Source organism: Pseudobutyrivibrio xylanivorans DSM 14809 (assembly GCF_900141825.1).
In the GTDB taxonomy this organism is placed as follows: Bacteria; Bacillota; Clostridia; order Lachnospirales; family Lachnospiraceae; genus Pseudobutyrivibrio; species Pseudobutyrivibrio xylanivorans.
Window position 1 is genome coordinate 259,367 of sequence record NZ_FQYQ01000001.1, and the last position, 24,023, is coordinate 283,389.

Genomic DNA, 24,023 nt, shown 5'->3' on the forward strand with positions numbered 1-24,023 from the left:
GGAACTAGAAGTATTGATTTTAAAGGGCTTAGAGTCTATAATCCTATCAACCTAGTGGTTAGGTAGGAGAATGCAAAAAGCAAGAGGGGAGTTAGCTATGGGTGAAACATTTGTAATCGAAGAGAATGCATACAATAAATTAGCTGCACACGTAGAAAACACCTATCCAGATGAGGCATGTGGGATTCTTATTGGAAGCATTCAGGATAATCGTATATACGATATACATGAAATAGTAAACAGAGAAAAAGATAAAAAGGAAAGCTTTTTTTCAATTAGTCCGATGGATATATATAAATTTGAGAAGGAACAAAAGGAAATCATAGGTTTTTATCATTCTCATCCTGATAAGATGGCGATTCTATCTACATTGGATAAAGAGTATATGATGCCCTATGTTTTGAATCTTGTTTTTTCTGTTACAAAGAATGGTGTTTTTGATATGAGGGCATACAAAAAAGAAGGAATGGAGATTACAGAAGTAATCGAAAAAAGTGTACTGGTTCATATATAAGACTTGGAGGGAAGAATAATGCTAGTTTACATTTCGGCTACACTTAGAAATTTTTTTGATAAAAACGTACAGCTTGATGTAGAAGCTGACAACATAAAGGACGCATTACGGTTTCTTACCGACGAGTATCCAGATTCTAAAAAAGTATTGTTTGATGAAGAAGGAAAGCTCAGAAGCTTTGTTCAAATATATGTAGGTGATGAAAATTATAGCCATAGAGATAATTGGAACAAAGCTATTGATGCGTCAAAAGAGGTTCTTCTTCTTCCTGCAATTGCAGGTGGAGCACCAGAGGACAGCATAATCTCAGATGCAAGAAGAAAAGAGGTCGCTTTTGATGATTCGGAGGTGGAGCGCTTCAGCAAACATTTGATGCTTCGTGAGATTGGTGTTAAAGGTCAGAAGAGAATCAAGGCGGCAAGAGTGGTTGTGGCAGGCGCTGGTGCACTTGGCTCACCAGTAATCCAGTATCTTGCGGCAGCTGGTGTGGGCACTATAAAGGTGGTGGATTTTGATGAGGTATCCCTTGAAAATCTTCAGAATCAGGTGCTTCATACAAATCGTGATTTAAAAAGACCAAAGGTGGCATCTGCCAGAGACAAGGTCAGAAATATAAATAGAAATATTAAGTTCGAGGATGAGAATGTTCAGCTTGATGCGGACAATATCGTCTCAGTGATAGATGGCTATGATTTGGTAATCGATTGTACTGATAATTACAAAGCCAGATATCTGATAAATGATGCCTGCGTGCTTACAGGTATACCATTTGTATTTGGCGCTATTTTCCAGTTTGAAGGTCAGGTGGGAGTCTTTAATTATAAAGGCGGTCCATGTCTGAGATGTCTGTATCCTGCTCCACCAGAGCCGGGACTTGTTCCTACCTGTTCTGAAGGAGGTTCTATAAGTCCGTTAGGTGGAATAATAGGAAGTATTCAGGCAAACGAAGCCTTAAAGCTGATAATTGGAATTGGAGAGCACTTGGATGGAAAGCTACTTGTTATAGATAGTCTGTATCTTCATTCAAGAATACTGCATGTAGATAAAAATCACGATTGCCCACTGTGTGGCTACTCACCAACAATCACTGACGTGGAGGACTTTGATTATGAAGAATTCTGCGGCTTAAAGGTGGATGAGGATGAGGAACCAATAGAAAGTGTTGAGCCAGATGAGCTGGCTAGAAGAATTGAAAATGAGGAGCAAATCACATTTGTTGATGTAAGAGAGCCTCACGAAAGAGCAGTTCTTCGATTCCCTAATGCAGTTGTTATTCCAATTGGTCAGCTTGCAAGAAGGAAGAATGAACTAAATCCTGATGTTGACACCATATTTATTTGTAAACAAGGCAAGCGAAGTGAGCTTGCAATCAGAACCCTTAGGGAAGCTGGCTATGAAGGACCTATGTACAATCTTAAGGGAGGATTGGATGCTATGAAAGATATTATCTTCTCCCATGAAGGTGCATGGTTATAAGGGTAGAAATCGCATAAGCGTTTCTATAATTATTTTTTTAAGGAGGATAAGAGAAAAATGGCAAAAGAAGTAGAAAAAACTGAAGGCATCAATGCTCTTGGTGCCCAGGCGGCCTACAATCTTGCTAACGTCACAAAAACAAAGCCTCAGTTTGGTGCTATTACACCAAAGTGGCTCACAAAGTTTTTGGAGTTCAAAGGATTGGAGACAGGTATTTACAGAGTAAACAAGGTAGTGGAAGGTGAGACACCACTTGATGTTCTCTGCAGTCAGACTAAGAAGTCAGACATCATTCCTGATGGATATGTTGAGTATGAGACTTCACCAAGAGAGTACAGATTAAACTCTATCTCAACAATCATCAATGTAAACACAGTAATCGAGGATGTTTACAGTGCACCTTACGATCAGGTACAGGAGCAGCTTTCACTTGCAATCGAGTCTTTAAGAGAGCGTCAGGAAAGCCAGTTAATCAACAATGATGATTACGGTCTTCTTAAGAACGTTCCAGATTCTCAGAGAATCCAGACAAGAAATGGTGCTCCAACACCAGATGACCTTGATGAGCTCATCACAAAGGTATGGAAGGAGCCTTCATTCTTCCTTGCACATCCACGTGCAATTGCAGCTTTCGAAAGAGAGTGTACAAAGAGAGGTGTTCCACCTGTAACTGTAAATCTTGCTGGAGGAACATTCTTAGCATGGAGAGGTATTCCAATTATCCCAACCGACAAGCTTTTGGTTGATGGTCTTAAGAATCCTAAGTCACAGAGCGGTAAGACTAACATCTTACTAATTCGTACAGGTGAGGCAAAGCGTGGTGTAGTTGGATTATTCCAGGCTGGTCTTAAGAATGAACACTCAAGAGGCTTATCTGTTCGTTTTAGAGGAATCGATGATAAGGGTGTAGCATCATATCTCTTGTCTTTATACTGCTCAGCAGCAATTCTTGCAGATGACGCTATTGCGGTATTGGAAGATGTAGAGGTAGGTGAGTATTATGACTACGATTGAGAATCTTGCAGGGGTTCCAAGTGCAGCGGAACTGACAGCACTTGCTAATCAATTGTTCCCTGATTTGACAGGCAGCATAGCAGAGCCTGAGGCACCAGCTACATCTTCAATAGGTGTGCAGGTCCCAGCCGCATCAGAGGTTCCAGCTGTATCTGCTCCAGAGACTTCCGGAGTTTCTTCACCAGGATTTTCATCTGTATATCAGCCAGAGATTTTACTACCTTATCAGTCTTTTGGAGGAGGACAGGACACAGCTGCACCTTTTGCACCTGTAGTTTTATCCCAGTCACAGGCTGATGAAGCTGAAAGAGCAATTGATGTGCCTACATCACTTGGCGGTGATCAGGTGGAGAAGAAAAGTGAGGAATATATTTCTTATTCATCAAGAGATGAGTCAATCAGAATTGGTTCTAAAAATCTTGCACAGATAAGAAGTGATTTCCCTATTCTTTCAGAGCAGATAAACGGTCATCAGCTGGTATGGCTTGACAATGGTGCTACAACACAAAGACCAAAACAGGTAATCGACAGAATCTCATATTATTATCAGCATGAAAATTCAAATGTGCACAGAGGAGCACACACACTTGCAGCTCGCTCCACAGATGCATATGAGAATGCCAGAGATATTGTAAGAGACTTTATCGGTGCCGGTTCATCTGATGAAATCGTTTTTGTCAGAGGAACCACAGAGGCTATTAATCTTGTGGCGAACGCATATGTAAAGCCAACACTAGAGCCAGGTGATGAGATTATCGTTTCCATCTTAGAGCACCATGCAAATATTGTTCCATGGCAGCTCATTGCTCAAGAGACAGGTGCTGTACTTAAGGTCATTCCTGTTGATGAATCAGGCCAGCTGAAGCTAGATGAATATGAGAAGCTGTTTACAAAGAAGACCAAGTTTGTCTCAGTAGCTCATGTATCAAATGTACTTGGTACAGTTACACCAGTGGCAGAGCTTATTGCCATTGCTCACAGACACGGTGTAAGAATCCTTATAGATGGAGCTCAGTCTATAGCACATATTCCAGTCAGCGTCACAGCTCTTGATGCAGATTTCTTCGTGTTCTCAGGACACAAGGTATTTGCACCTACAGGAATTGGTGTTGTATACGGAAAGAAAGAACTTTTAGATGCTGCCAGACCATATCACGGCGGTGGCAATATGATTAAGGATGTTACTTTTGAGCGCACCATCTACAATCCAGCACCAAACAAGTTTGAGGCTGGAACAGGAAGTATTGCCGATGCAGTAGGACTTGGGGCAGCACTCACATATCTTTCTGAGATAGGAATGCCATGTGTCTACAGATGGGAGCACGAGCTTCTTCAGTATGCTATGAAGGAAATGAAAAATGTAAAGGGACTTCACTTTATTGGAACAGCCCTTAACAAAGCATCAGTTCTTTCATTTAAATTAGATGGCTACTCAGACGAAGAGGTAGGAAACAGACTTAACAGCTATGGTATTGCAGTAAGAACAGGGCATCACTGCGCACAGCCAGTGCTTAGACATTTTGGATATGAGAGTTCAGTTCGTCCTACATTAGCACTTTATAATTCACCAGATGATATTGATACTCTTGTAAGAGTATTAAAAACATTTGCTTAAAATGTAGAAAGGGGACATAGTGAGCACACTAGTTAAAGAACAACAGGAAATAGATGTGATTGTAAAAGATATCCTTGCGGATTTTGACGGTCGAAAAAATATTGATGCTGTTGATATCTTTAATAAGCCGGATAAAAGGGAAGTGCAGGAATTGGTGAAAAACCTTTTCAAAATAGTTTATCCTGGCTATTTCAGAGATAAGTCATTCAAAATATACAATCCTAGCAATAGCTATGCTGTCATTATCGAGGATACTTTTTATCATATGAACAAGCAGGTCTTTCTGGCACTGGATTTCTGTAAAAAACGAGGCACTATGACAGAAGATGACAGAAGAAAGGAAAGCTACAGAATCTGTAAAGCCTTTTTTGGTAGAATACCAAAGATTCGCGAATACATAGAAAGCGATTTGCTGGCTGCTTACGACGGCGACCCTGCTGCAGGTTGTTTTGAGGAAATTATTCTTGCTTATCCTGGTCTGATAGCTAGTACAGTTTATAGAATTGCCCACGAGCTTTATGTTGAGCAGGTGCCAGTATTGCCACGTATGATGACAGAGCTTGCTCATTCAAAAACTGGTATTGATATTCATCCTGGCGCCACTATTGATAAAAATTTCTTTATAGATCACGGAACAGGTATTGTTATTGGTGAGACGGCGATTATAGGAAAAAATGTAAAGATCTATCAGGGAGTTACCATAGGAGCTCTTTCTACCAGAGGTGGTCAAAAGCTTTCTGGAAAGAAGAGACATCCTACCATTTGTGACAATGTCACTATATATGCAGGAGCTTCCATATTAGGAGGTAATACTATAATAGGAGAGAATGCTGTAATAGGTGGTAACACATTTATTACCAGCTCAATCAATCCTAATACTATTGTGAGCATGAAAAATTTGGAGATGGAGTATCGGACATCCGAAAATACGATAGCGACAGAAGAGTTGCATCAATCAGAGGAGTGGTATTACATCATTTAATTAAGGAGCCAACTATAAGTCAATTTATAGTTGGCTCTGTTATAGAGATAATATATAATGATGGGCAATGAAAGGGCGATAAGTGTTATGTTTGTAGTTTCAGTAAATCATAAAACAGCATCTACTGAATTTAGACAGAGTTTTGCTTTTGATGAAGACAAAACAAAGCTTTTTTTTCGTAGACTGAGTGATGCAGGAATAAAAGAAATAGTTTACGTTAATACCTGCAATAGGTGTGAGGTTTACGGCGTTGGAAAAGCATCCCTGGTTCTACAGGTCTGGGCAGAGCTTGCAGGTGTAGAGGTGGAAGAGCTAAAAGAAAATGTGTTGTTTTTTGATGGAAATGGTGCTGTTAGTCATCTGTTTCATGTTACAGCAGGATTTGAATCTATGGTTTTGGGAGAAGACGAGATTCTTAGACAGATTAAGAATGCCTATCTCTATTCTATGGAAGAAGGATTTACTGGATTTGAGCTAAATAGTATATTTCAAAGCGCTATTGCCTGTGCCAAAAGAATAAAGACGGAGACTAAGCTTTCAAAGTCCTCTGTATCTGTAGCATCACTTGCCGCCACTAAGATTCACAACTATAGTCATAAGCTTAAAAAGGTTATGATTATCGGTGCCACAGGAGACACAGGTAACAAGGTATTTAAAAACCTTTTGTCCTACGGGGATTGTGAGATTTATGTAACTAAGCATATTCATCAGATAGATTCTAAAAACGTAAATACGATACCTTATGAGGATAGATATAAATACATTAATGATATGGATGTGGTAGTATCAGCTACAAAGAGTCCACATTATACCATTACATACGGGAAACTTGTGGATATTCACATGGAAGAAAGGGACAGACTGTTTATAGATTTGGCTGTTCCAAAGGATATTGACGAAGACATATTAAAGCTTGGTAAGAGCCAGCTTATTACAATAGATGATTTTGAAGCTATAGCAAAGGAAAATAATTCCATAAAGCTTCAGGAAAAAGAAAGCGGAGAGCTTATTATTGAGGAAGAGATTAATGATTTGCTTAAAGATCTGATCTTCCACGATAACAGGGAAAAGCTAAAAGCTATAAAGAACTCTCCAAGTGGAGATTTTCAGCATTTCCTTTTTAAATACAAGGAAATTGCCACGGCAGAAGAATTTTCAAGCTTCGTAAATGTGGTAACACAGATGACAGGAGCTTAATAAATAGATTAGAGAGAAGGATTATGAGAAGATTTAGAAGATTAAGACAGACACCCCAGATGAGAAGCTTTGTCAGGGAAAATGAAGTATCAGTAAAGGATTTGATTTATCCATTATTTGTAATTGAAGGAAGCAATATTAAAAATGAAGTTCCTTCAATGCCCAATATCTATCAGTATTCCCTTGATAGAATAGATGAAGAATTGGATAAAGTTGTGGCAGCAAAGATTCCTGCCATCCTTCTTTTTGGAATTCCAGAGCATAAGGATGAAAAGGGAAGCGGCGCTTATGACGACAATGGAATTACACAGCAGTGTGTAAGACACATTAAGGAAAACTATCCTGGTCTTATCGTAATTGCGGATGTTTGTCTTTGCGAATATACAAGCCACGGTCACTGTGGACTTGTCTGCGAAGGTCATATTTTAAATGATGAGACACTTCCACTTCTGGCAAAGATGGCAGTATCTATGGCAAAGGCCGGAGCAGATATCGTGGCACCATCGGATATGATGGATGGAAGAGTTGCAGCCCTGAGAGAGGCTTTGGATGAGGCTGGCTTTATCGACACTCCAATCCTTAGCTACAGTGCAAAATTTGCATCAGGCTACTATGGACCATTTAGAGATGCAGCAGGCTCTGCACCTCATTTTGGAGATAGAAAATCTTATCAGATGGACCCTGCAAATGGCAGAGAAGCCATGAGAGAAATAGAGGATGATTTAGAGGAAGGTGCAGATATGATTATCGTAAAGCCGGCTCTTGCTTATCTTGATATTATGAAGGAAGCAAGAGAGTGCTTTGATGTGCCTTTCATCACATATAATGTCAGCGGCGAATATTCTATGGTAAAGGCCGCAGCTGCCAATGGCTGGATAGATGAAAAGAGAATTGTTCTTGAAAATATGATTGCTATGAAGCGAGCTGGTGCAGACAGAATCATCACCTATCATGCACTTGATGTAGCCAGATTTTTAGAGGAAGAGGACGTTTAATAATGAGTGTGTCACATGATTTTTTTGAGGATGCAAAGCAGCATATTCCTGGTGGAGTAAATTCTCCTGTAAGAGCTTTTAGAGCAGTGGGACAGGATCCACTTTTTATAGACCATGCAAAGGGTAGTCACATATTTGATGTGGATGGAAATGAATATGTAGATTATGTATGTTCATGGGGACCTATGATTTTAGGTCATGCATATCAGCCTGTTATCGACGCTGTAAAAGCAGCCTGCGATAATGGACTTTCTTACGGAGCGCCTACTCAGAAGGAAACACTACTTGCAAAGCTTATATTAGAGGCTGTTCCCTTTATGGATAAGGTTCGTCTTGTAAATTCTGGAACAGAGGCTGTTATGAGTGCCATCAGAGTTGCAAGAGGCTACACAGGTAAGGACAAGATTATAAAATTCAGAGGAAACTATCACGGACATAGTGATGGACTCCTTGTTACAGCAGGCTCAGGTCTTCTCACTGAGTCCACACCTGATTCTGCAGGGGTGCCAAAGGGATATACTCAGACTACGCTATTGGCTAATTACAATGATGAGGATTCTGTGGAGGCTTTGTTTAAGGCCAATAAGGGCGAGATTGCAGCAGTTATTGTGGAGCCTGTCAGTGCAAATATGGGTGTTGTTCCACCAAAGGAAGGCTTTTTAGAGTTTCTTCGAAAGATTACAAAGGATAATGAAGCACTTCTTATTTTTGATGAGGTTATTACAGGCTTTAGATTAGCCTTTGGTGGTGCATCAGAGTATTTTGGAATCCAGCCGGATATGATTACCTTTGGAAAAATTGTAGGTGGAGGAATGCCACTTGCAGCCTATGTGGGAAAAAAGGATATTATGGATGTAGTGGCACCACTTGGTGCTGTATATCAGGCAGGAACACTTTCTGGAAATCCTATTGCTGTTACAGCAGGCATCGAAAGTCTAAAGGCTTTAAAGGCAGATAAAGACATTTATAATAGAATAGATAAATATGCTGCAAAGCTTGAGGAAGCTTACAAGAATAAAGGAATTACCGTTAATCGAGTAGGTTCACTGCTTTCTCCATTCTTTACAGAGGGTACAGTGGAAAGCTACGCTGATGTACTTAAATGTGACACAGAAAAATTCGCCCAGTATTTTAGAGGCATGGTGGCTGAGGGAATTTATGTGGCACCTAGTCAATTTGAGGCGATGTTTATTTCTGATGCTCATACCAAGGAGGATTTGGAAAAAACATTATCAGCGATTGACAAAGTATTATAAACCAAATACAATACACCTAGTGATTTGGTAGGAGAATAAGCAGATGGGATATTCACATCTGCTTATTTGAAATGTAAAGAGGTATTTATGTTAAACCAGTTTTCGAGAACAGAATTGCTTCTTGGTAAGGATGCCATGGAGCAGTTACAGAATAAGAGAGTTGCCATCTTTGGTATAGGTGGAGTTGGCGGATATGTGTGTGAGGCCTTGGTTCGTACAGGCGTAGGTCACTTTGATTTGATTGATGATGATAAGGTTTGTCTCACAAACCTCAATCGTCAGATTATAGCTACCCGTTCTACAGTTGGAAAGCACAAGGTAGACGTTATGAAGGAGCGTATGCTTGATATCAACCCAAAGGCTGATATCACTGTTCACAAGTGTTTCTTCCTTCCTGAGAATGCTGATGATTTTGATTTTAAATCATATGATTATGTTGTAGATGCTGTTGATACTGTCACAGCAAAGATTGAGATTATTATGAGATGTAAGCAGGATGATGTTCCTATTATCAGTTGCATGGGCGCAGGTAATAAGCTTGATCCTAGCCGTTTCAGGGTGGCTGATATTTACAAGACTACCATGTGTCCTCTGGCAAAGGTTATGCGTCGTGAGATGAAAAAGCGCGGTGTTAAGAATCTCAAGGTTGTATTCTCAGACGAGAAGCCTACACGTCCAATAGAGGATATGGCTATCAGCTGTAGGACAAATTGTATCTGTCCACCAGGTGCAGAGCATAAATGTACAGAGCGCAGGGACATTCCAGGTTCTATTGCATTTACACCTGCTGTGGCAGGTCTGGTACTTGCAAGTGAAGTCATAAAGGATTTATCTAACGGATTCGGTAGAGGTTTATAATAGGCTAGGGGGAATAATATGACACTTCAACAGGTTTTATACGCACTAACAATTCAGGAATGTGGCTCTATGAACAAGGCTGCTGAAAAGCTGTACATTGTACAGCCTACACTTACATCAGCTATTCAGGAGCTTGAGAATGAAGTGGGAATTACCATTTTCATGCGAACAAACAAGGGCGTAATTGTCACTCCTGAGGGAGCAGAGTTTCTTGAGGATATCAGGGGCTTTTATCGTCAATACGATATCGTTATGCAGAAGTACAGCGGAGAAGGAAATTACAAGAGAAAGTTCGGTGTTTCCACACAGCATTACACCTTTGCCGTACGTGCTTTTGTTGATATGGCAAAGCAATATGATATGAACGAGTTCGATTTCGCTCTTCGCGAGACTACCACCATGGACATCATTAAGGATGTCAGCACACTTAAGAGTGAGATAGGAGTCCTTTATATCAACGAGCTCAACCGCAAGGCTATGAATAGACTATTCACTGAGCATGCCCTGGAGTTCCATCCCCTTATAAAATGTAAGGCTTTTGTTTACCTGTGGAAGGATCATCCTCTTGCAAATCAAGAATATATTACCATGGAGGATTTGGAAGATTACCCATGTATGTTCTTCGAGCAGGGAGACAACAGTGAGTTCCTTGCAGAGGAAATCCTTAGCGAGAATTTCTATCCTAAGACACTTCGTGTTACAGACCGTTCTACCATGCTTAATCTCGTAAAGGCTCTTAACGGATATACGTTATGCTCAGGTATCATCTACGGTGATTACAATGGTGATGGTTATATTGTTGTTCCATTTAAGGGCGACGAGGAAAACCCAAACAGCGTGATGGAAATCGGCTATATCACAAAGAAAAATGCTGTCATGAGTAAGATTGGTGTTCAGTATCTTGAAGAGGTAGATAAGGCTTTAGAACAGATTGATAAGTCTGTAATTTATGAGGATTAATATCGTAAATACGTTGCTATAAATTTCATTAATAACCAGATATAAGATTAATGTTGAACCAGGTTTATTGACCTGGTTCTTTTTATTTGATAATATCCTATCAACCTAGTAGGTAATTGGTTGTTAGAGTAATAAAAGGGAGAACGCTTGGATGAGATTTAATACTAGATTACTCCATGAAGGTGTAATAAGAGAGATAAATGGAGCAACACTTCCTCCTATATATCAAAGTAGTGCCTTTGATCAGGAAACTGCAGAGGATTTGGCAGGAATCTTTGGAAATAAAAAGATGGGGTATTGTTACACGCGAGTAGCAAATCCCACAATTACGGTCTTTGAAAATAGGATTACAAAGCTTGAAGGAGGAATAGGATCAGTTGCCTGTTCTTCAGGAATGGCAGCTTTATCAAATGCTTTGCTGAACATTTTACAGGCTGGAGATGAAATAATCTCAAGTGCCAGTCTTTATGGCGGAACAATTGATTTGTTCCGTGACATAGAAGCATTTGGAATAAAAACAAATTATGTGCGAAACAATGACCTAGAGCAAATAGAAGCTGCTTTCAATGAACGTACCAAGGTGGTATTTGCAGAGACCATCGGCAATCCCTGTTTGGACGTAACAGACATCAAAAAACTTGCAGAAATCGCTCACTCACATGGAGTTCCACTTATTGTTGATAATACAACAGCTACTCCTTATTTAATAAAAGCAATTGAGCTTGGTGCCGACATAGTAGTGAATTCTTCTTCAAAATATATAAATGGAAGCAGCAATTCAATCAGCGGTGTATTAACAGACAGCGGACATTTCAAATGGACAAGGGAAAAATATCCAATACTTGGAGACTATGTAAAGTTTGGCCCTATGGCTTATATAGCAAAGATGCGTAGCGGTTTATTCAGAAATATGGGTACATGCCTGTCACCATTCAACGCATATCTGAATGTGATTGGACTGGAGACACTTGGTCTTAGAATGGATAGACAATGCAGCAATGCCTTAGCTCTTGCAACATGGCTTGAGGAAACATATCCAGACATCACAGTAAATTACCCGGGACTAAAGTCTAGCAAATGGCATGATATAGCAGAAGGACAATTGAAGAATGGATATGGAGCGATTCTTACTATTAGAGTGGGTTCTAAAGAAAGAGCCTTCCAGATAATGAATAAGTTGACGATTCCATATATCCTTTCAAATATAGGAGATACAAAAACACTGGTAGTTCATCCAGCTTCAACGATTTCTCTTCACAGTACTCCACAGGAGCTGGAAGATGCAGGTGTGTACGATGATTTAATTCGTATATCCGTAGGAATCGAAGACGTTGATGATTTGATAGAAGATTTTAGAAATGCATTAAAAGGAGAATAATGATGGCAGAAGCAATTGATTACAAAGCTCTGAAGGCTGGCGGCTTCATGAAGCAGGTACAAAAGGGATATGGGTCCCTCAGATTACAGGTTATCGGAGGCAACCTTGATGCAAAGGCAATCAAGACTGTTGCTGAGGTAGCAGAGAAATATGGTCATGGATATGTTCATATGACATCTCGTCAGGGAATTGAGATTCCATTTATCCATGTAAATGATCTTCAGAAGGTAAAGGATGAACTTAAGGAAGGCGGAGTTGGTACCGGTGTATGCGGACCTAGAGTACGTACTATCACAGCTTGTCAGGGTTCAGAGATTTGTCCTAGTGGATGTATTGATACATACACTCTTGCAAAGGAACTTGACGCAAGATATTTCGGTAGAGAGCTTCCACACAAGTTTAAGTTTGGTGTAACTGGATGTCAGAACAACTGCCTTAAGGCGGAGGAAAACGATGTCGGAATTAAGGGCGGTATGACAGTTGAGTATAAAGAGGATGCATGTATTTCATGCGGTGTCTGCGTAAAGGCTTGTAGAGAAAAAGCTCTTACAATGACAGATGGCAAGGTAGAAATCGACAGAACAAAGTGTAACAACTGTGCACGATGTGTAAAGAGCTGTCCTACTGATGCATGGGAAGGCACTCCAGGATATATCGTATCCTTCGGTGGAACCTTTGGAAATAAGATTTACAAAGCCGAGGAGCTTGTCCCAATCATCCGTGATAAGGAGACACTTTTTAGAGTAACAGATGCAGCTATCGAATACTTCGAGGCTAACGCAAATCCAAGTGAACGCTTCCGCGCAACACTTCAGAGACTTGGAGATGAGGGATTAAGAGAAGTTGTAAATAAAGCATACGAAGGAGGTAACTAAAATGGCAGATGTAATTGAATTTGATGAGAAGATTGATATCACTGATAAGGTTTGCCCTTTGACTTTTGTAACTGCAAAAGTTGCAATCGAAGAGCTTGATGATGGTGAGGTTTTGGCAATTCGCCTTAATGATGGTGAGCCAGTACAGAACGTACCTCGTTCATTTAAAGAGGATGGCCATCAGGTACTTAAGCTTGATGACAATGGCGATGGCACATATACACTTTATGTGAGAAAGGTAGAGGAATAATGGCAGAGAGAATTTACGCGGATGATTTTCAGGCAAAGGTTTTAGATAGTCCCGTTCCAGTGCTAGTAGATTTTTACGCTGATTCATGCATTGCCTGCAAAAAGCTTGCTCCTACACTTTGCGATGTGGAGGAAGATTACGAGGGCAAGGTAAGTGTATTCAAGGTAAATACAGGCTATGACACAAAGCTTGTTCAGGAATATGAGATTTTAAGTAATCCTACATTGATTTTTTTTAAGAATGGCGAAGCTGTTGATCGACAGATTGGTGCCAAGGATTATGACGAGTTAACTGACTGGATTGATGGTCTAATTTAGTAGTAAAGGAGAATGGAAAAATGACAATTACAGTAGCAGGAGAGAAAAAGGAATACAAGGATGGACTTACACTTCCTGAGCTTATTGAAGCAGAGAATGTAGAGACACCAGAGTATGTAACAGTATCAATTAATGATGAGTTTATTCTTACAGAGAATAAAGAGACAACAGTTTTAAATGAAGGTGATTCAGTAGAGTTCCTTTACTTCATGGGAGGTGGACAATAATGGCTATGACAGATCAGCAGATTGAACGTTATAGTCGCCACATCATCCTTAAGGAGGTAGGAGCTAAGGGACAGAAGAAGCTTCTTAATGCAAAGGTCCTTATCATTGGTGCTGGCGGACTTGGTGCTCCAGCAGCTATGTATTTGGCAGCAGCAGGCGTTGGTACAATTGGTATCGTAGATGCGGATGAGGTTGATTTATCAAATCTTCAGCGTCAAATAATTCATGCTACAGCGGACATTGGAAAACCTAAGGTTAAGTCTGCTAAAGAGACAATGAATGCAATGAATCCAGATGTGGAGGTAAAGACTTACCACAAGTTTGTGGATTCTACAAATATAAGAGAGATAATTCGTGAATACGATTTTGTAATTGATGGAACAGATAATTTCCCAGCTAAGTTCCTTATCAATGATGCATGCGTAATGGAGAAGAAACCATTTTCTCACGCTGGTATCATTCGCTTCAAGGGACAGCTTATGACTTATGTTCCTGGGGAAGGACCATGCTACAGATGCGTATTCAAAAATCCACCACCAAAGGATGCTGTGCCTACATGTAAGCAGGCTGGTGTAATCGGTGCAATGGGTGGTGTTATCGGTTCACTTCAGGCAATGGAGGCTATTAAGTACATTGTAGGAGTTGGTGAGCTTCTCACAGGAAAGCTTCTTACATATGATGCAGTAAATCAGGATTTCAGAAAGATTAAGCTTCCAGGTGATACATGCAAGTGTCCAGTTTGTGGAGCAAATCCAACTATTACAGAGCTTATTGATTACGAGCAGGTTGTATGTGAGGAAACTGCAGGACGCTTTGAGGCAGCAAGATGATAATAAGAATTGACTACAAATTATACGATGAGCTGGCAGCCTATGCCAGAGAACATCTTCCAGAGGAGGCCTGTGGACTTATAGCAGGCACCGAAGAGGATGGAGAAAGATTCATCAAAAAGATTTATTATTTGGAAAATATTGATCACGCAACTGATCATTTTACACTAGATCCCAAAGAACAGATGTCGGCAATAAAGGATATGCGTTCATTAGGGCTAAAGCCACTAGGAAACTGGCATTCTCATCCTGAGTCGCCATCAAGACCATCTGTTGAAGACATCAAATTGGCTTTTGATTCAAAGGCCAGCTATATGATATTATCATTAATGGCGAAGGAAGCAGTTTTTAACAGCTTTCACGTGGAAAAAGGTGAAGTGACAAAAGAAGATTTGAGAATCATTTCAGATGAATATTATTATTAATTGCCACAGGAGATTTCATGAAGATACGAGTTGGAACAAGAGGTTCTAAGCTGGCTTTAGCTCAGACTAATTACGTTTTGGATAGACTTAAGGCAGCGTTCCCAGAAAATGAATATGAAATAGAGGTTATTACTACTAAAGGCGACGTGGATTTATCAAGGCCCTTGGATGCAATTGGTTCCAAGGGACTTTTTGTAGACGAAATCGAGAATGCCTTACTAGAAGGAAAGATACAGATGGCGGTTCATTCCATGAAGGATATGCCTGACACTCCAAAGGAGGGACTGGTATTTGCTGATTCCTGGACAAGAGAGGATGCCAGAGATGTATTGATTCTAAGAACGGCTTCATCTTTGGAGGAGCTTCCACTTGGGGCAAATATTGCCACAGGAAGTAAGAGACGGTCATACCAGCTTTTAAAGCTAAGACCTGATATAAATATTATCCCTATAAGAGGAAATATCGATTCGCGAATCAGAAAGCTTTATGAGGAAAATCCCTGTAAGGAGAGACTTGATGGAATTATCCTTGCTGCAGCCGGCGTGAGAAGACTCGGATTGGAAGGAAACATTTCTCAGTATTTAGATGTGGAGGATATGCTTCCTGCACCTGCACAGGGTACACTTGCTATTGAGATAGCAGAGGAAAATACTGAGCTTTTAAATATCGTAAATACGTTGGCAGATGAAGAGACAAAAGAGATTACATTTTTGGAGAGAGGCTTTTTAAAAGCTATTGGTGGAGATTGTCATTTGCCAGTTGGAGCATATGCTTCAAAGAACGAAGAAGGTTATACCTTAAGAGCTTTATTTGGTGATGAATCGGGAAGCAAGCTTGCTACTACAGTGGTAAGTGGCAAAGAAGCCAGCCAGGAATTGATAGATAAAGCTGTTGCTGAAATAAAGGCACAGCTAGGTGAATAATGTAATGAGTACAAACAGAAAAGTAGCTTTAATCGGAGCAGGTCCAGGTGATTTGGATCTGCTCACTTTAAAAGGAAAAGAATATTTAAGAAAAGCAGATTGCATCATATATGACAGACTTTGCAATAAAAAGATGCTAGAGCTTGCCAGCTCAAAGTGTGAAATGATTTTTGTGGGTAAAGCCAATCATCATCATACTTTGCCACAGGATAAAATCAACGAGCTGTTGTTTGAAAAGTCAAAGGAATATGATTTTGTAGTCCGACTCAAAGGTGGTGACCCATATGTTTTTGGCAGAGGTGGCGAGGAAGCTCTTTATCTAAAGGAGAGAGGCGTCTTGGTGGAGATTGTTCCTGGTGTCAGCTCATCCATAGCAGTACTTGCTGATGCAGGAATTCCCATCACACACAGGGGACTTGCAAAGGGCTTTCAGGTTATCACTGCCCACAGCAGAAAGGACGAGCCTACCAACATAGATTTCACTCAGCTTATGGATGAGGAGGTAACACTGGTTTTTCTTATGGGACTTGCTCATGTAGGTGAGATTGCAAAAGGATTAATCAGTGCTGGAAGAGCAGCCGATACAAAGGCTGCTGTTGTTTCAAATGGAACCACAAATCATCAGCGCAAGGTGGTAGGAACACTTTCAAATATAGAGTCTCTTGCAAGGAAAGCGGGGCTTGAATCTCCGTCAATCATCGTTGTGGGAAATGTAGTTGAGCTAGCTGACCAGCTCGATTTCTTTGAGAAGAGACCACTCTTTGGAAAGAGATTTTTCCTTCCAAAGATTGTCAGCTTTAATTACAAGCTGGAGACAGGGATTACAGAGATTTTATACAACGAGCTGGAAGAGCGACTTGAAAAGGATGGAGCTGAGGTTGTTACAGTTGTCACAGGTAAGATTAAGCCAGTTGAGTGTGATTTAGGATTTTTGGAATTAGCCACCACGGGAGACTATATCGTATTTACCAGTGGTAATGGAGTCCGCTCTTTCTTCTGGAATCTTTTTGAAAAGCAGGGAAGAGATATTAGGGCGGTATCAAACTTTAGATTTGCTGTTGTAGGAGAAAAGACAGCAGCTATATTACGAGAGTTTGGCATTGTAGCTGATTTAATTCCTGAAAAGCAGACAGGTGCAGAACTTGCAGAATTACTTAAGAAAAATGTTAATGCAGGCGAAGCAATACACTGGCTTTGTGGAAAAGTGCAATCACCAGAATTTGAAAAGACTCTTGGAAGTGACTATGCCTTGAATAAAATAGTCTGCTATGAGAATGTACAAAATGAGCTTACAATTTCTGATGAGCTTAAGGAAGAAATTCGTAAATGCGATGGAGCTATCTTTACAAGTGGAAGCAACGCAAAGGCAGTGGCAGGGATAACTTTTCCTGACAAGGTATTTTCTATCGGACCAAGCTGTACAGCTGTTTTAAAAGGTCAGGGCGTGAATGAGGTGACGGAGGCTGTGGATGCTTCTTATGATGGAATAATAAATATATTGAGGTACTAATATGGCATATTTTCCAATGTTTATAGACTTAACAGACAGCGACTGCCTAATCATCGGCGGCGGACAGGTGGCATACAGAAAGGTGAAAGTCCTTTTGGATTTTGATGCCAGAGTCACTGTTATTTCCAAGGAAGTATCTTCAAAGATTAGTGAAATCGCTGGTAAGAATAATAATTTACAAATAGAAGAGCGTCAGTTTGAAGACTCTGATTTAAAGGGGAGAAAGCTTGTTGTAGTCGCTACAGATGACAATGATTTTAACAGTTTTGTATCTGAAAAATGCAACGAAGCAAACATCCCAGTAAACGTGGTAGATGATCAGGAAAAATGCTCCTTTATTTTTTCATCATATGTGAAAGAGGGGGACCTCGTAGGAGCTTTCTCCAGTAGTGGAAAGAGCCCAGTACTCACCCAGTATCTTCGAGATAAAGAGAAGGAGGTCCTTACGCCTAAGCTTGGAAAAATAAATGAGCTTATGGGGCAGTGGAGAGCACAGGTAATAGACGAACTTCCTAATGAAGCTGAAAGAAAAGAAGTTTTTCAAAGCATCCTTAAATATTCTTTGGATAATGATAATTTACCTACAGAAGAAGAGATAAAAGTAATTATAAAGGAAAGAGTTTGACTGAAAGGTCAAACTCTTTTTATAAAAATGGCTTCTAGAGCAGTGCAAATGAAATAAAATCCCACCGTCACTGCCTCAAAGGCAGTGCAACTCAATTAATATACAGCCAATACTGCTCCTAGGATAGTGTTTATCAATTATTCCCCAAATTTTGATAAGAAAAGAGCTGTGCTATTCTAGAACGGAATGGCAAAACTCTTTTTATGAATGTCCAAAGGTCATATTATACTTCCAAATACACTGGCCTTATTGCTATACTTCTAATTGGAGTTTTAAATATTAGGAGGTGCAGATATGGCTTGTTTTACAGTGCCAGCTGGCGAGGCTGTAGTTACAACTATAGTTAAGAAAGTAATTGATAAGAAAGAGATTAAGGAAGGAACATCTACACCAAAGAATGGTATTCCATTTTCGCGTAAGTTAAAGTGGCTTACAAACCTTCTCTGGGGTGGTTCAGTTCTTTTAGCATACGAGCATGTATGGCATGGAGAGGTAAAGCCTTTCTTCCCATTCCTTACAGCTATGGAAAATCCAGCAGATAAAGCAGAGATGCTTCATGAGATGGGTACAGTAGGAGTTGGAATGGCAGTTCTTGTTACTGCAGTTTGGATTGGAATTTGTGTTGCAGCTGACATTATTGTTAAGCGTCCAGTCTCAGGAGCAAAGGCTTCAAACTAGGAGGTAGGTATGACATTACTATTGACAATATTTGCAGCAATCATAACAACAGTTTTTTGGTACAACAGAAAGAATAATGATATGCAGCTTCATGTTTTGCTGTTTATGTTCTGGGGTGCATCACTTATGTGGTTTGTTGATGCTATCGCTGAATATATAGAGCTTGGTGCAGATTATTTTGCACCTGCAGTAGAGGATATGATTAATGATAGCTTCCTCGGATTTTCTGTTATTGCATTTGCACTTATCATTTGGGTAGTGTATTTGCTTATCAAGGATCCAAAGGGTGTAGTTAGAAAGTCTATTTCATAGCATAAATTGGCTCAGGGTATTTAGCTCTGAGCTTTTAATTTGTGTTTAAAATGTGAAGTTTTTGTGAAACATATACAAAATAGCCAAACTTAAATTAACGAAAACGTCGAAATTGTATATGAGGTATTTACAAAAACAGGAATTAACTGTAAAGTATCTCTTGTAAGCAAAACAAGTTCGGATTGTTACTGCAAGGCAGGCAAGACTGAATCGCCCAATTTATTTTGTAATCATTTATGGTTATGATATTATCTTTCTTAGGTAATGTGTCGTGGGGCTGATTCGGTCATTTTTTTATTTTAAAATTAGTAGAAAGAACTACAAGAAATGAAGATTAAAAAGATTTTAAATAATAATGCAGCCTTGGCAGTGGATGACAAGGGAAACGAGATAGTTTATACAGGCTGTGGCCTCTGCTTTCAAAAGAAGAGCGGGGACGAGCTGGACGAGAGCAAGATAGAAAAAACTTTCGTCATGGAAAAGTCCAGCGAGCAGTTTATGAAGCTTGTAGCTGAAATGCCTTATGAGCAGATTCAGGTAGCTGATGAAATTATCACCTACGCATCTAATAACCTTGGTAAGAGACTTTGCAATAATATTTACATCACTCTTACAGATCACCTTGGCTTTGCCATTGAGCGAAGCAAGACAGGAACAGTTCTTAAAAATAAACTCCTTTGGGAGATTAAGAACTACTACAAGACAGAGTATAACATGGGCTTGCATGCCCTTGATATTATCAAGGACAAATTGGGAGTTGAGCTTCCAGAGGATGAGGCAGGATTTTTTGCACTGCACATCGTAAATGCGGAGTTAGATGGTAATATGCATCACACCATGGAGGCTCCAGAAATCATTGATGATATAGTAAGCATTGTCAAATTCACATATAACTCAGAGCTTGATGAAGGCAGCTTCTCATATGAGAGATTCATCACTCACCTGAAATACTTTTTACAGAGGGCAGAACGTAGTGCTTACTACGAGCCACAGGATGAAGAGTTATATGAAAGTATAAAAAGAAGATTTCCTGATGCCTATAAATGCGCTCAGCGTATTCAAAGCTATATGGAATCCAGATATCCACAAAAGATTACGGACGAAGAGATGCTATATCTCACAGTCCACATCTCAAGAATTACAGAAAGAGCAAAAGCTTAGTCTGAGGATAGTTACGGCGTTAGAGTCGGCTAAACCTGTACATTAGTTTAAAGGTATATCTATGTTTAGATAACCTAACTATGTGCAGGTTTTTTTATTGGTACTTTTCAGGTCAGTGCGCAGGACCTGTAGAGATATATTTAATTAAATTTAGGGATTTATGAAGGAGAAAAGAAAATGGCAAGCAAGTATGATGGCTTGGCTCGCATCATTATTCAGAATGTGGGCGGAAAAAGTAACATTAAAAGTATTACACATTGTATCACACGTCTTCGCTTTAAGTTAAAGGACGAGAGCAAGGCAAACACAGACATTCTTAAGAACACAGACGGTATCGTAACAGTTATCCAGTCTGGTGGACAGTATCAGGTAGTAATTGGAAATCACGTACCAGACGTTTACGACGTTGTATGTGAGCACGCAGGAATCTCAGGAGCAGCTCCTGTTGCAGATGACGGCCCAGCTGAGAAGATGAGCCCTGGTGCTGCTCTTATCGATATTATTTCTGGTGTATTCCAGCCACTTCTTTCAGTATTATGTGCAGCTGGTATCATCAAAGGTTTACTTGCAGTTTGGTCATTCGTGGCTAGCAGCTCATTCGGCATTGATGTAACAACATCAGGTGCTTATGAAATTTGGAACGCAGTAGGTGATGGTTTCTTCTATTTCTTACCAATCATCTTAGGTTATACAGCAGCTAAGAAGTTTAAGTGCAGCGAGTTCATCGGTATGGCACTTGGTGTTGGTCTTACATATCCAAACATGGTTGCTCTTAAGAGCGCTGAGGTTCTTGGAACAGTATTCGCTGGCACATCATTCAGCATGGATTACATGACAGACTTCTTCGGAATTCCAGTAATCATGCCAGCTTCTGGTTACACACAGTCAGTAGTACCAGTTGTTTTAGCAGTTTACATCGCAGCTAAGCTTGAGAAGTTCTTCAAGAAGAGAATTCCAGATGTAATCAAGACATTCATCGTTCCTCTTTGTGTACTTGGTATCATGATGCCACTTACATACTTAGTAATTGGACCTATCGCAACAGTAATTTGTAACTGTCTTACACTTGTATTCGGTGGATTATATAACATCCCAGTTGTTGGTGGAATTATCGCTGGTGCACTTATCGGTGCTTTATGGCAGGTACTTGTTATCTTCGGTTTACACTGGGGTCTTGTACCACTTGCAATGATCAACTATGGAACACTTGGATATGACTTTATCCTTTCTCCATACTTCTGTGTATCTTTCGCACAGTCAGCAGTAGTACTTGGTATGATTCTTAAGACAAAGGATAAAAAGCTTAAGGATATTGCTATCCCAGCATTTATCTCAGGTTTATTTGGTGTAACTGAGCCATGTATCTATGGTATTACACTTCCAAAGAAGACACCATTCGTTATCTCTTGTATCGGTGGTGCAGCAGGTGGTATCATTACAGCAGTTGCAGGCGTTAAGTCTTACACAATGGGTGGTCTTGGATTATTCGGACTTCCATGCTATATCGATCCAAACACAAACAGCCTTTACAGCATGATTTGGGTTATCATTTCAATCCTTGTAGCTGCAGCAGTAGCATTTATCCTTACAATGGTTACATACAAGGATGAGGCTCCAGCAGCAAAGAAAGAGGTTAGCTCTTCAGCATCAGTTAACGGTGAAGTTCTTGTAGCTCCAGTAAAGGGTGAGGTTAAGCCATTAACAGAAGTTTCTGACGCAGCTTTCTCTTCAGAGGCAATGGGCAAGGGTATTGCAATCGTTCCTGTAGAAGGAAAGGTATACGCTCCAGCAGATGGAACAATCACAGCATTTTTCGCAACAGGTCACGCTATCGGTATTACAACTGATAAGGGTGCAGAAGTAATTATCCACGTAGGTATGGACACAGTTCAGCTTGAGGGTAAAGGATTTACTCCTGTAGCTAAGCAGGGCGACAAGGTTAAGAGAGGCGATCTTCTTCTTGAGTTCGATATCGATCTTATCAAGGAAGCAGGTTACTCTACAGAGACACCTATCGTAATCACAAACTCTGGTAAGTATTCAGATATCATTCCTACAGATGCTGCATCAGTAGAGAACGGTAACGAGTTAATCACATTACTTTAATCACATGTTCCTGCTGGTAATTTTCATAAATTACTGGCAGGGTATTGCAAAAATAAATCAAGAAAGGCACTTATGATGAGAACATTTAGAAAAGATTTTTTATGGGGTGGCGCAGTAGCTGCAAATCAGTTAGAGGGAGCATGGAATGTAGATGGTAAGGGGCCATCAGTTTCAGATATGTGTACAAATGGTAGTCACACAACTCCTAAGAGACTGACAACAACTATTGAGGAGGGTACACTTTATCCATCTCACGAGGCAATTGATTTCTATCATCACTATGAAGAGGATATCGCTCTCTTTGCAGAGATGGGCTTCAAGGTGTTCAGAACATCTATTAACTGGACAAGAATCTTCCCTACAGGAATGGAATCTGAGCCAAATGAGGCAGGTCTTGCTTTCTATGACAAGGTATTCGATTGCTGCAAGAAGCACGGTATTGAGCCTCTCGTTACAATTTCTCATTATGAGCTTCCTTACGCGCTTGTTGAGAAGTATAACGGATGGGAGGGCAGAGAGCTTATCGAGTACTTCATGAACTATTGCAAGGCAATCTTTGCCAGATATGAAGGAAAGGTAAAGTATTGGCTAACTTTCAACGAAATTAACGCCGGCACAATGCCATTTGGCGCTGTACTTTCAACAGGTACTGTAAAGGGTTATTCTGGTCCTGTTACTGAGGTTCCTGATAAGCCACAGGAAAGATATCAGGCTCTTCATCATCAGTTTATTGCATCAGCTCTTGCAGTAAAATATGCTCATGACAACTATCCTGAGTACAAGATGGGAAATATGATTTGCTTTGTAACATCATATCCTGCAACCTGCAATCCAGCTGATTTGATTGAAAATCAGGAACACATGAGAGAGGTTAACTGGTACTGTTCAGATGTTATGGTACGTGGTGCTTATCCAGTTTATGCTCAGAGCATTTGGGATAAGTATGGTATTACAATCAAGATGGAACCAGGTGATGAGGAAATCTTAAAGAATGGTACTGTAGATTTCTATACATTTAGCTACTACATGTCAAACGTTATCAGTGCTAACAAGGATACAAATAATGGTGCTGGAAATCTTATCGCAGGAGGTAAGAATCCATACCTTGAGGCTTCTGATTGGGGATGGCAAATCGATCCAATGGGACTTAGATATTCTCTTAACGAGATTTATGACAGATATCAGATTCCACTTATGGTTGTTGAGAATGGACTTGGCGCTAGAGACGAAATTGAAGCAGATGGTTCTATTAATGACGACTATAGAATCGATTACCTTAGAAAGCACATTTCTGAGATGAAGCTTGCTGTAAATGATGGTGTTGACCTTATGGGATACACTCCATGGGGATGTATTGATCTTGTTAGTGCGTCAACAGGTGAGATGGCAAAGCGTTATGGTTTCATTTATGTTGAAAAATATGATGATGGAACAGGTACACTTGCCAGAAGAAAGAAGAAGTCTTTCGATTGGTACAAGCAGGTTATCGCTACTAACGGAGAAGATTTATAATAAACTAAAGCGGGTCGGCACTTAAAA

The 24,023-nt window shown here is 40.1% G+C and carries 25 protein-coding genes; all 25 read left to right on the forward strand.

Features of this window, described 5'->3' with window-relative positions; translation table 11 throughout:
- Positions 1-97 precede the first annotated feature (97 nt).
- Entirely contained in the window at positions 98-514 is a 417-nt protein-coding gene (locus BUA88_RS01155) for a M67 family metallopeptidase (RefSeq protein WP_072911249.1), read from the forward strand.
- Positions 515-532: 18 nt separating this feature from the next.
- On the forward strand, positions 533-1,990 hold the full coding sequence (gene moeB / locus BUA88_RS01160) for a molybdopterin-synthase adenylyltransferase MoeB (RefSeq protein WP_072911252.1): 1,458 nt from the start codon (positions 533-535) through the stop codon (positions 1,988-1,990).
- A 57-nt stretch (positions 1,991-2,047) separates the two neighbouring features.
- Positions 2,048-3,004 carry a family 2A encapsulin nanocompartment shell protein gene (locus tag BUA88_RS01165; protein ID WP_072911255.1) on the forward strand — a complete coding sequence of 319 codons (957 nt, stop codon included), beginning with the start codon at positions 2,048-2,050 and terminating at the stop codon, positions 3,002-3,004.
- A complete protein-coding gene (locus tag BUA88_RS01170) occupies positions 2,991-4,619 on the forward strand; it encodes a cysteine desulfurase (protein ID WP_072911257.1) in 1,629 nt (542 codons plus the stop codon). The genes BUA88_RS01165 and BUA88_RS01170 overlap by 14 nt, the downstream gene beginning before the upstream one ends.
- A gap of 19 nt (positions 4,620-4,638) precedes the next feature.
- Complete coding sequence (gene epsC / locus BUA88_RS01175; RefSeq protein WP_072911260.1) at positions 4,639-5,601, forward strand: serine O-acetyltransferase EpsC; 963 nt, start codon at positions 4,639-4,641, stop codon at positions 5,599-5,601.
- A gap of 57 nt (positions 5,602-5,658) precedes the next feature.
- A complete protein-coding gene (gene hemA / locus BUA88_RS01180) occupies positions 5,659-6,798 on the forward strand; it encodes a glutamyl-tRNA reductase (protein WP_072911263.1) in 1,140 nt (379 codons plus the stop codon).
- Positions 6,799-6,821: 23 nt separating this feature from the next.
- Positions 6,822-7,793, forward strand: a complete 972-nt coding sequence (gene hemB, locus BUA88_RS01185; protein ID WP_028246453.1) for a porphobilinogen synthase — start codon at positions 6,822-6,824, stop codon at positions 7,791-7,793.
- Between the two features lie 2 nt (positions 7,794-7,795).
- On the forward strand, positions 7,796-9,049 hold the full coding sequence (hemL, locus tag BUA88_RS01190) for a glutamate-1-semialdehyde 2,1-aminomutase (RefSeq protein WP_072911266.1): 1,254 nt from the start codon (positions 7,796-7,798) through the stop codon (positions 9,047-9,049).
- 87 nt (positions 9,050-9,136) lie between these two features.
- Positions 9,137-9,907, forward strand: a complete 771-nt coding sequence (locus tag BUA88_RS01195) for a tRNA threonylcarbamoyladenosine dehydratase (RefSeq protein ID WP_072911269.1) — start codon at positions 9,137-9,139, stop codon at positions 9,905-9,907.
- Positions 9,908-9,925: 18 nt separating this feature from the next.
- Complete coding sequence (locus BUA88_RS01200; RefSeq protein WP_072911272.1) at positions 9,926-10,867, forward strand: LysR family transcriptional regulator; 942 nt, start codon at positions 9,926-9,928, stop codon at positions 10,865-10,867.
- Between the two features lie 151 nt (positions 10,868-11,018).
- On the forward strand, positions 11,019-12,245 hold the full coding sequence (locus BUA88_RS01205; protein WP_072911275.1) for an O-acetylhomoserine aminocarboxypropyltransferase/cysteine synthase family protein: 1,227 nt from the start codon (positions 11,019-11,021) through the stop codon (positions 12,243-12,245).
- A 2-nt stretch (positions 12,246-12,247) separates the two neighbouring features.
- Positions 12,248-13,120, forward strand: a complete 873-nt coding sequence (locus BUA88_RS01210) for a 4Fe-4S binding protein (RefSeq protein ID WP_028246458.1) — start codon at positions 12,248-12,250, stop codon at positions 13,118-13,120.
- 1 nt (position 13,121) lies between these two features.
- Entirely contained in the window at positions 13,122-13,370 is a 249-nt protein-coding gene (locus tag BUA88_RS01215; RefSeq protein WP_028246459.1) for a sulfurtransferase TusA family protein, read from the forward strand.
- The gene (locus tag BUA88_RS01220) at positions 13,370-13,687 is read left to right on the forward strand and encodes a thioredoxin family protein (RefSeq protein ID WP_072911278.1); all 318 of its coding nucleotides are present in this window, start codon (positions 13,370-13,372) and stop codon (positions 13,685-13,687) included. The genes BUA88_RS01215 and BUA88_RS01220 overlap by 1 nt, the downstream gene beginning before the upstream one ends.
- A gap of 20 nt (positions 13,688-13,707) precedes the next feature.
- Positions 13,708-13,914 carry a sulfur carrier protein ThiS gene (thiS, locus tag BUA88_RS01225; RefSeq protein WP_072911280.1) on the forward strand — a complete coding sequence of 69 codons (207 nt, stop codon included), beginning with the start codon at positions 13,708-13,710 and terminating at the stop codon, positions 13,912-13,914.
- Positions 13,914-14,744: a thiazole biosynthesis adenylyltransferase ThiF gene (gene thiF / locus BUA88_RS01230; RefSeq protein ID WP_072911283.1), complete on the forward strand. Its 831-nt coding sequence runs from the start codon at positions 13,914-13,916 to the stop codon at positions 14,742-14,744. The genes thiS and thiF overlap by 1 nt, the downstream gene beginning before the upstream one ends.
- Positions 14,741-15,169, forward strand: coding sequence for a M67 family metallopeptidase (locus tag BUA88_RS01235; protein WP_072911286.1), 429 nt, complete (start codon positions 14,741-14,743; stop codon positions 15,167-15,169). The genes thiF and BUA88_RS01235 overlap by 4 nt, the downstream gene beginning before the upstream one ends.
- A 17-nt stretch (positions 15,170-15,186) precedes the next feature.
- The gene (gene hemC, locus BUA88_RS01240; protein WP_072911289.1) at positions 15,187-16,092 is read left to right on the forward strand and encodes a hydroxymethylbilane synthase; all 906 of its coding nucleotides are present in this window, start codon (positions 15,187-15,189) and stop codon (positions 16,090-16,092) included.
- A gap of 4 nt (positions 16,093-16,096) precedes the next feature.
- Positions 16,097-17,602: a uroporphyrinogen-III C-methyltransferase gene (gene cobA, locus BUA88_RS01245; protein ID WP_072911292.1), complete on the forward strand. Its 1,506-nt coding sequence runs from the start codon at positions 16,097-16,099 to the stop codon at positions 17,600-17,602.
- 1 nt (position 17,603) lies between these two features.
- Entirely contained in the window at positions 17,604-18,227 is a 624-nt protein-coding gene (locus BUA88_RS01250; protein WP_072911295.1) for a precorrin-2 dehydrogenase/sirohydrochlorin ferrochelatase family protein, read from the forward strand.
- A 294-nt stretch (positions 18,228-18,521) separates the two neighbouring features.
- Entirely contained in the window at positions 18,522-18,905 is a 384-nt protein-coding gene (locus BUA88_RS01255) for a hypothetical protein (protein ID WP_072911298.1), read from the forward strand.
- Between the two features lie 9 nt (positions 18,906-18,914).
- Complete coding sequence (locus BUA88_RS01260) at positions 18,915-19,217, forward strand: hypothetical protein (RefSeq protein WP_072911300.1); 303 nt, start codon at positions 18,915-18,917, stop codon at positions 19,215-19,217.
- A gap of 327 nt (positions 19,218-19,544) precedes the next feature.
- Positions 19,545-20,378: a BglG family transcription antiterminator LicT gene (licT, locus tag BUA88_RS01265; protein WP_072911303.1), complete on the forward strand. Its 834-nt coding sequence runs from the start codon at positions 19,545-19,547 to the stop codon at positions 20,376-20,378.
- 177 nt (positions 20,379-20,555) lie between these two features.
- Complete coding sequence (locus BUA88_RS01270) at positions 20,556-22,484, forward strand: beta-glucoside-specific PTS transporter subunit IIABC (RefSeq protein ID WP_072911306.1); 1,929 nt, start codon at positions 20,556-20,558, stop codon at positions 22,482-22,484.
- 75 nt (positions 22,485-22,559) lie between these two features.
- Positions 22,560-23,996, forward strand: a complete 1,437-nt coding sequence (locus BUA88_RS01275; RefSeq protein ID WP_072911309.1) for a glycoside hydrolase family 1 protein — start codon at positions 22,560-22,562, stop codon at positions 23,994-23,996.
- Positions 23,997-24,023 lie beyond the last annotated feature (27 nt).

What these genes read in the sequence shown, in the direction of transcription:
- BUA88_RS01155 (WP_072911249.1), top strand. Translation starts at nt 98, where the DNA reads ATGGGTGAAACATTTGTAATCGAAGAGAATGCATACAATAAATTAGCT.
- moeB (WP_072911252.1), top strand. Translation starts at nt 533, where the DNA reads ATGCTAGTTTACATTTCGGCTACACTTAGAAATTTTTTTGATAAAAAC.
- BUA88_RS01165 (WP_072911255.1), top strand. Translation starts at nt 2,048, where the DNA reads ATGGCAAAAGAAGTAGAAAAAACTGAAGGCATCAATGCTCTTGGTGCC.
- BUA88_RS01170 (WP_072911257.1), top strand. Translation starts at nt 2,991, where the DNA reads ATGACTACGATTGAGAATCTTGCAGGGGTTCCAAGTGCAGCGGAACTG.
- hemA (WP_072911263.1), top strand. Translation starts at nt 5,659, where the DNA reads ATGATGGGCAATGAAAGGGCGATAAGTGTTATGTTTGTAGTTTCAGTA.
- hemB (WP_028246453.1), top strand. Translation starts at nt 6,822, where the DNA reads ATGAGAAGATTTAGAAGATTAAGACAGACACCCCAGATGAGAAGCTTT.
- hemL (WP_072911266.1), top strand. Translation starts at nt 7,796, where the DNA reads ATGAGTGTGTCACATGATTTTTTTGAGGATGCAAAGCAGCATATTCCT.
- BUA88_RS01195 (WP_072911269.1), top strand. Translation starts at nt 9,137, where the DNA reads ATGTTAAACCAGTTTTCGAGAACAGAATTGCTTCTTGGTAAGGATGCC.
- BUA88_RS01200 (WP_072911272.1), top strand. Translation starts at nt 9,926, where the DNA reads ATGACACTTCAACAGGTTTTATACGCACTAACAATTCAGGAATGTGGC.
- BUA88_RS01205 (WP_072911275.1), top strand. Translation starts at nt 11,019, where the DNA reads ATGAGATTTAATACTAGATTACTCCATGAAGGTGTAATAAGAGAGATA.
- BUA88_RS01210 (WP_028246458.1), top strand. Translation starts at nt 12,248, where the DNA reads ATGGCAGAAGCAATTGATTACAAAGCTCTGAAGGCTGGCGGCTTCATG.
- BUA88_RS01215 (WP_028246459.1), top strand. Translation starts at nt 13,122, where the DNA reads ATGGCAGATGTAATTGAATTTGATGAGAAGATTGATATCACTGATAAG.
- BUA88_RS01220 (WP_072911278.1), top strand. Translation starts at nt 13,370, where the DNA reads ATGGCAGAGAGAATTTACGCGGATGATTTTCAGGCAAAGGTTTTAGAT.
- thiS (WP_072911280.1), top strand. Translation starts at nt 13,708, where the DNA reads ATGACAATTACAGTAGCAGGAGAGAAAAAGGAATACAAGGATGGACTT.
- thiF (WP_072911283.1), top strand. Translation starts at nt 13,914, where the DNA reads ATGGCTATGACAGATCAGCAGATTGAACGTTATAGTCGCCACATCATC.
- BUA88_RS01235 (WP_072911286.1), top strand. Translation starts at nt 14,741, where the DNA reads ATGATAATAAGAATTGACTACAAATTATACGATGAGCTGGCAGCCTAT.
- hemC (WP_072911289.1), top strand. Translation starts at nt 15,187, where the DNA reads ATGAAGATACGAGTTGGAACAAGAGGTTCTAAGCTGGCTTTAGCTCAG.
- cobA (WP_072911292.1), top strand. Translation starts at nt 16,097, where the DNA reads ATGAGTACAAACAGAAAAGTAGCTTTAATCGGAGCAGGTCCAGGTGAT.
- BUA88_RS01250 (WP_072911295.1), top strand. Translation starts at nt 17,604, where the DNA reads ATGGCATATTTTCCAATGTTTATAGACTTAACAGACAGCGACTGCCTA.
- BUA88_RS01255 (WP_072911298.1), top strand. Translation starts at nt 18,522, where the DNA reads ATGGCTTGTTTTACAGTGCCAGCTGGCGAGGCTGTAGTTACAACTATA.
- BUA88_RS01260 (WP_072911300.1), top strand. Translation starts at nt 18,915, where the DNA reads ATGACATTACTATTGACAATATTTGCAGCAATCATAACAACAGTTTTT.
- licT (WP_072911303.1), top strand. Translation starts at nt 19,545, where the DNA reads ATGAAGATTAAAAAGATTTTAAATAATAATGCAGCCTTGGCAGTGGAT.
- BUA88_RS01270 (WP_072911306.1), top strand. Translation starts at nt 20,556, where the DNA reads ATGGCAAGCAAGTATGATGGCTTGGCTCGCATCATTATTCAGAATGTG.
- BUA88_RS01275 (WP_072911309.1), top strand. Translation starts at nt 22,560, where the DNA reads ATGAGAACATTTAGAAAAGATTTTTTATGGGGTGGCGCAGTAGCTGCA.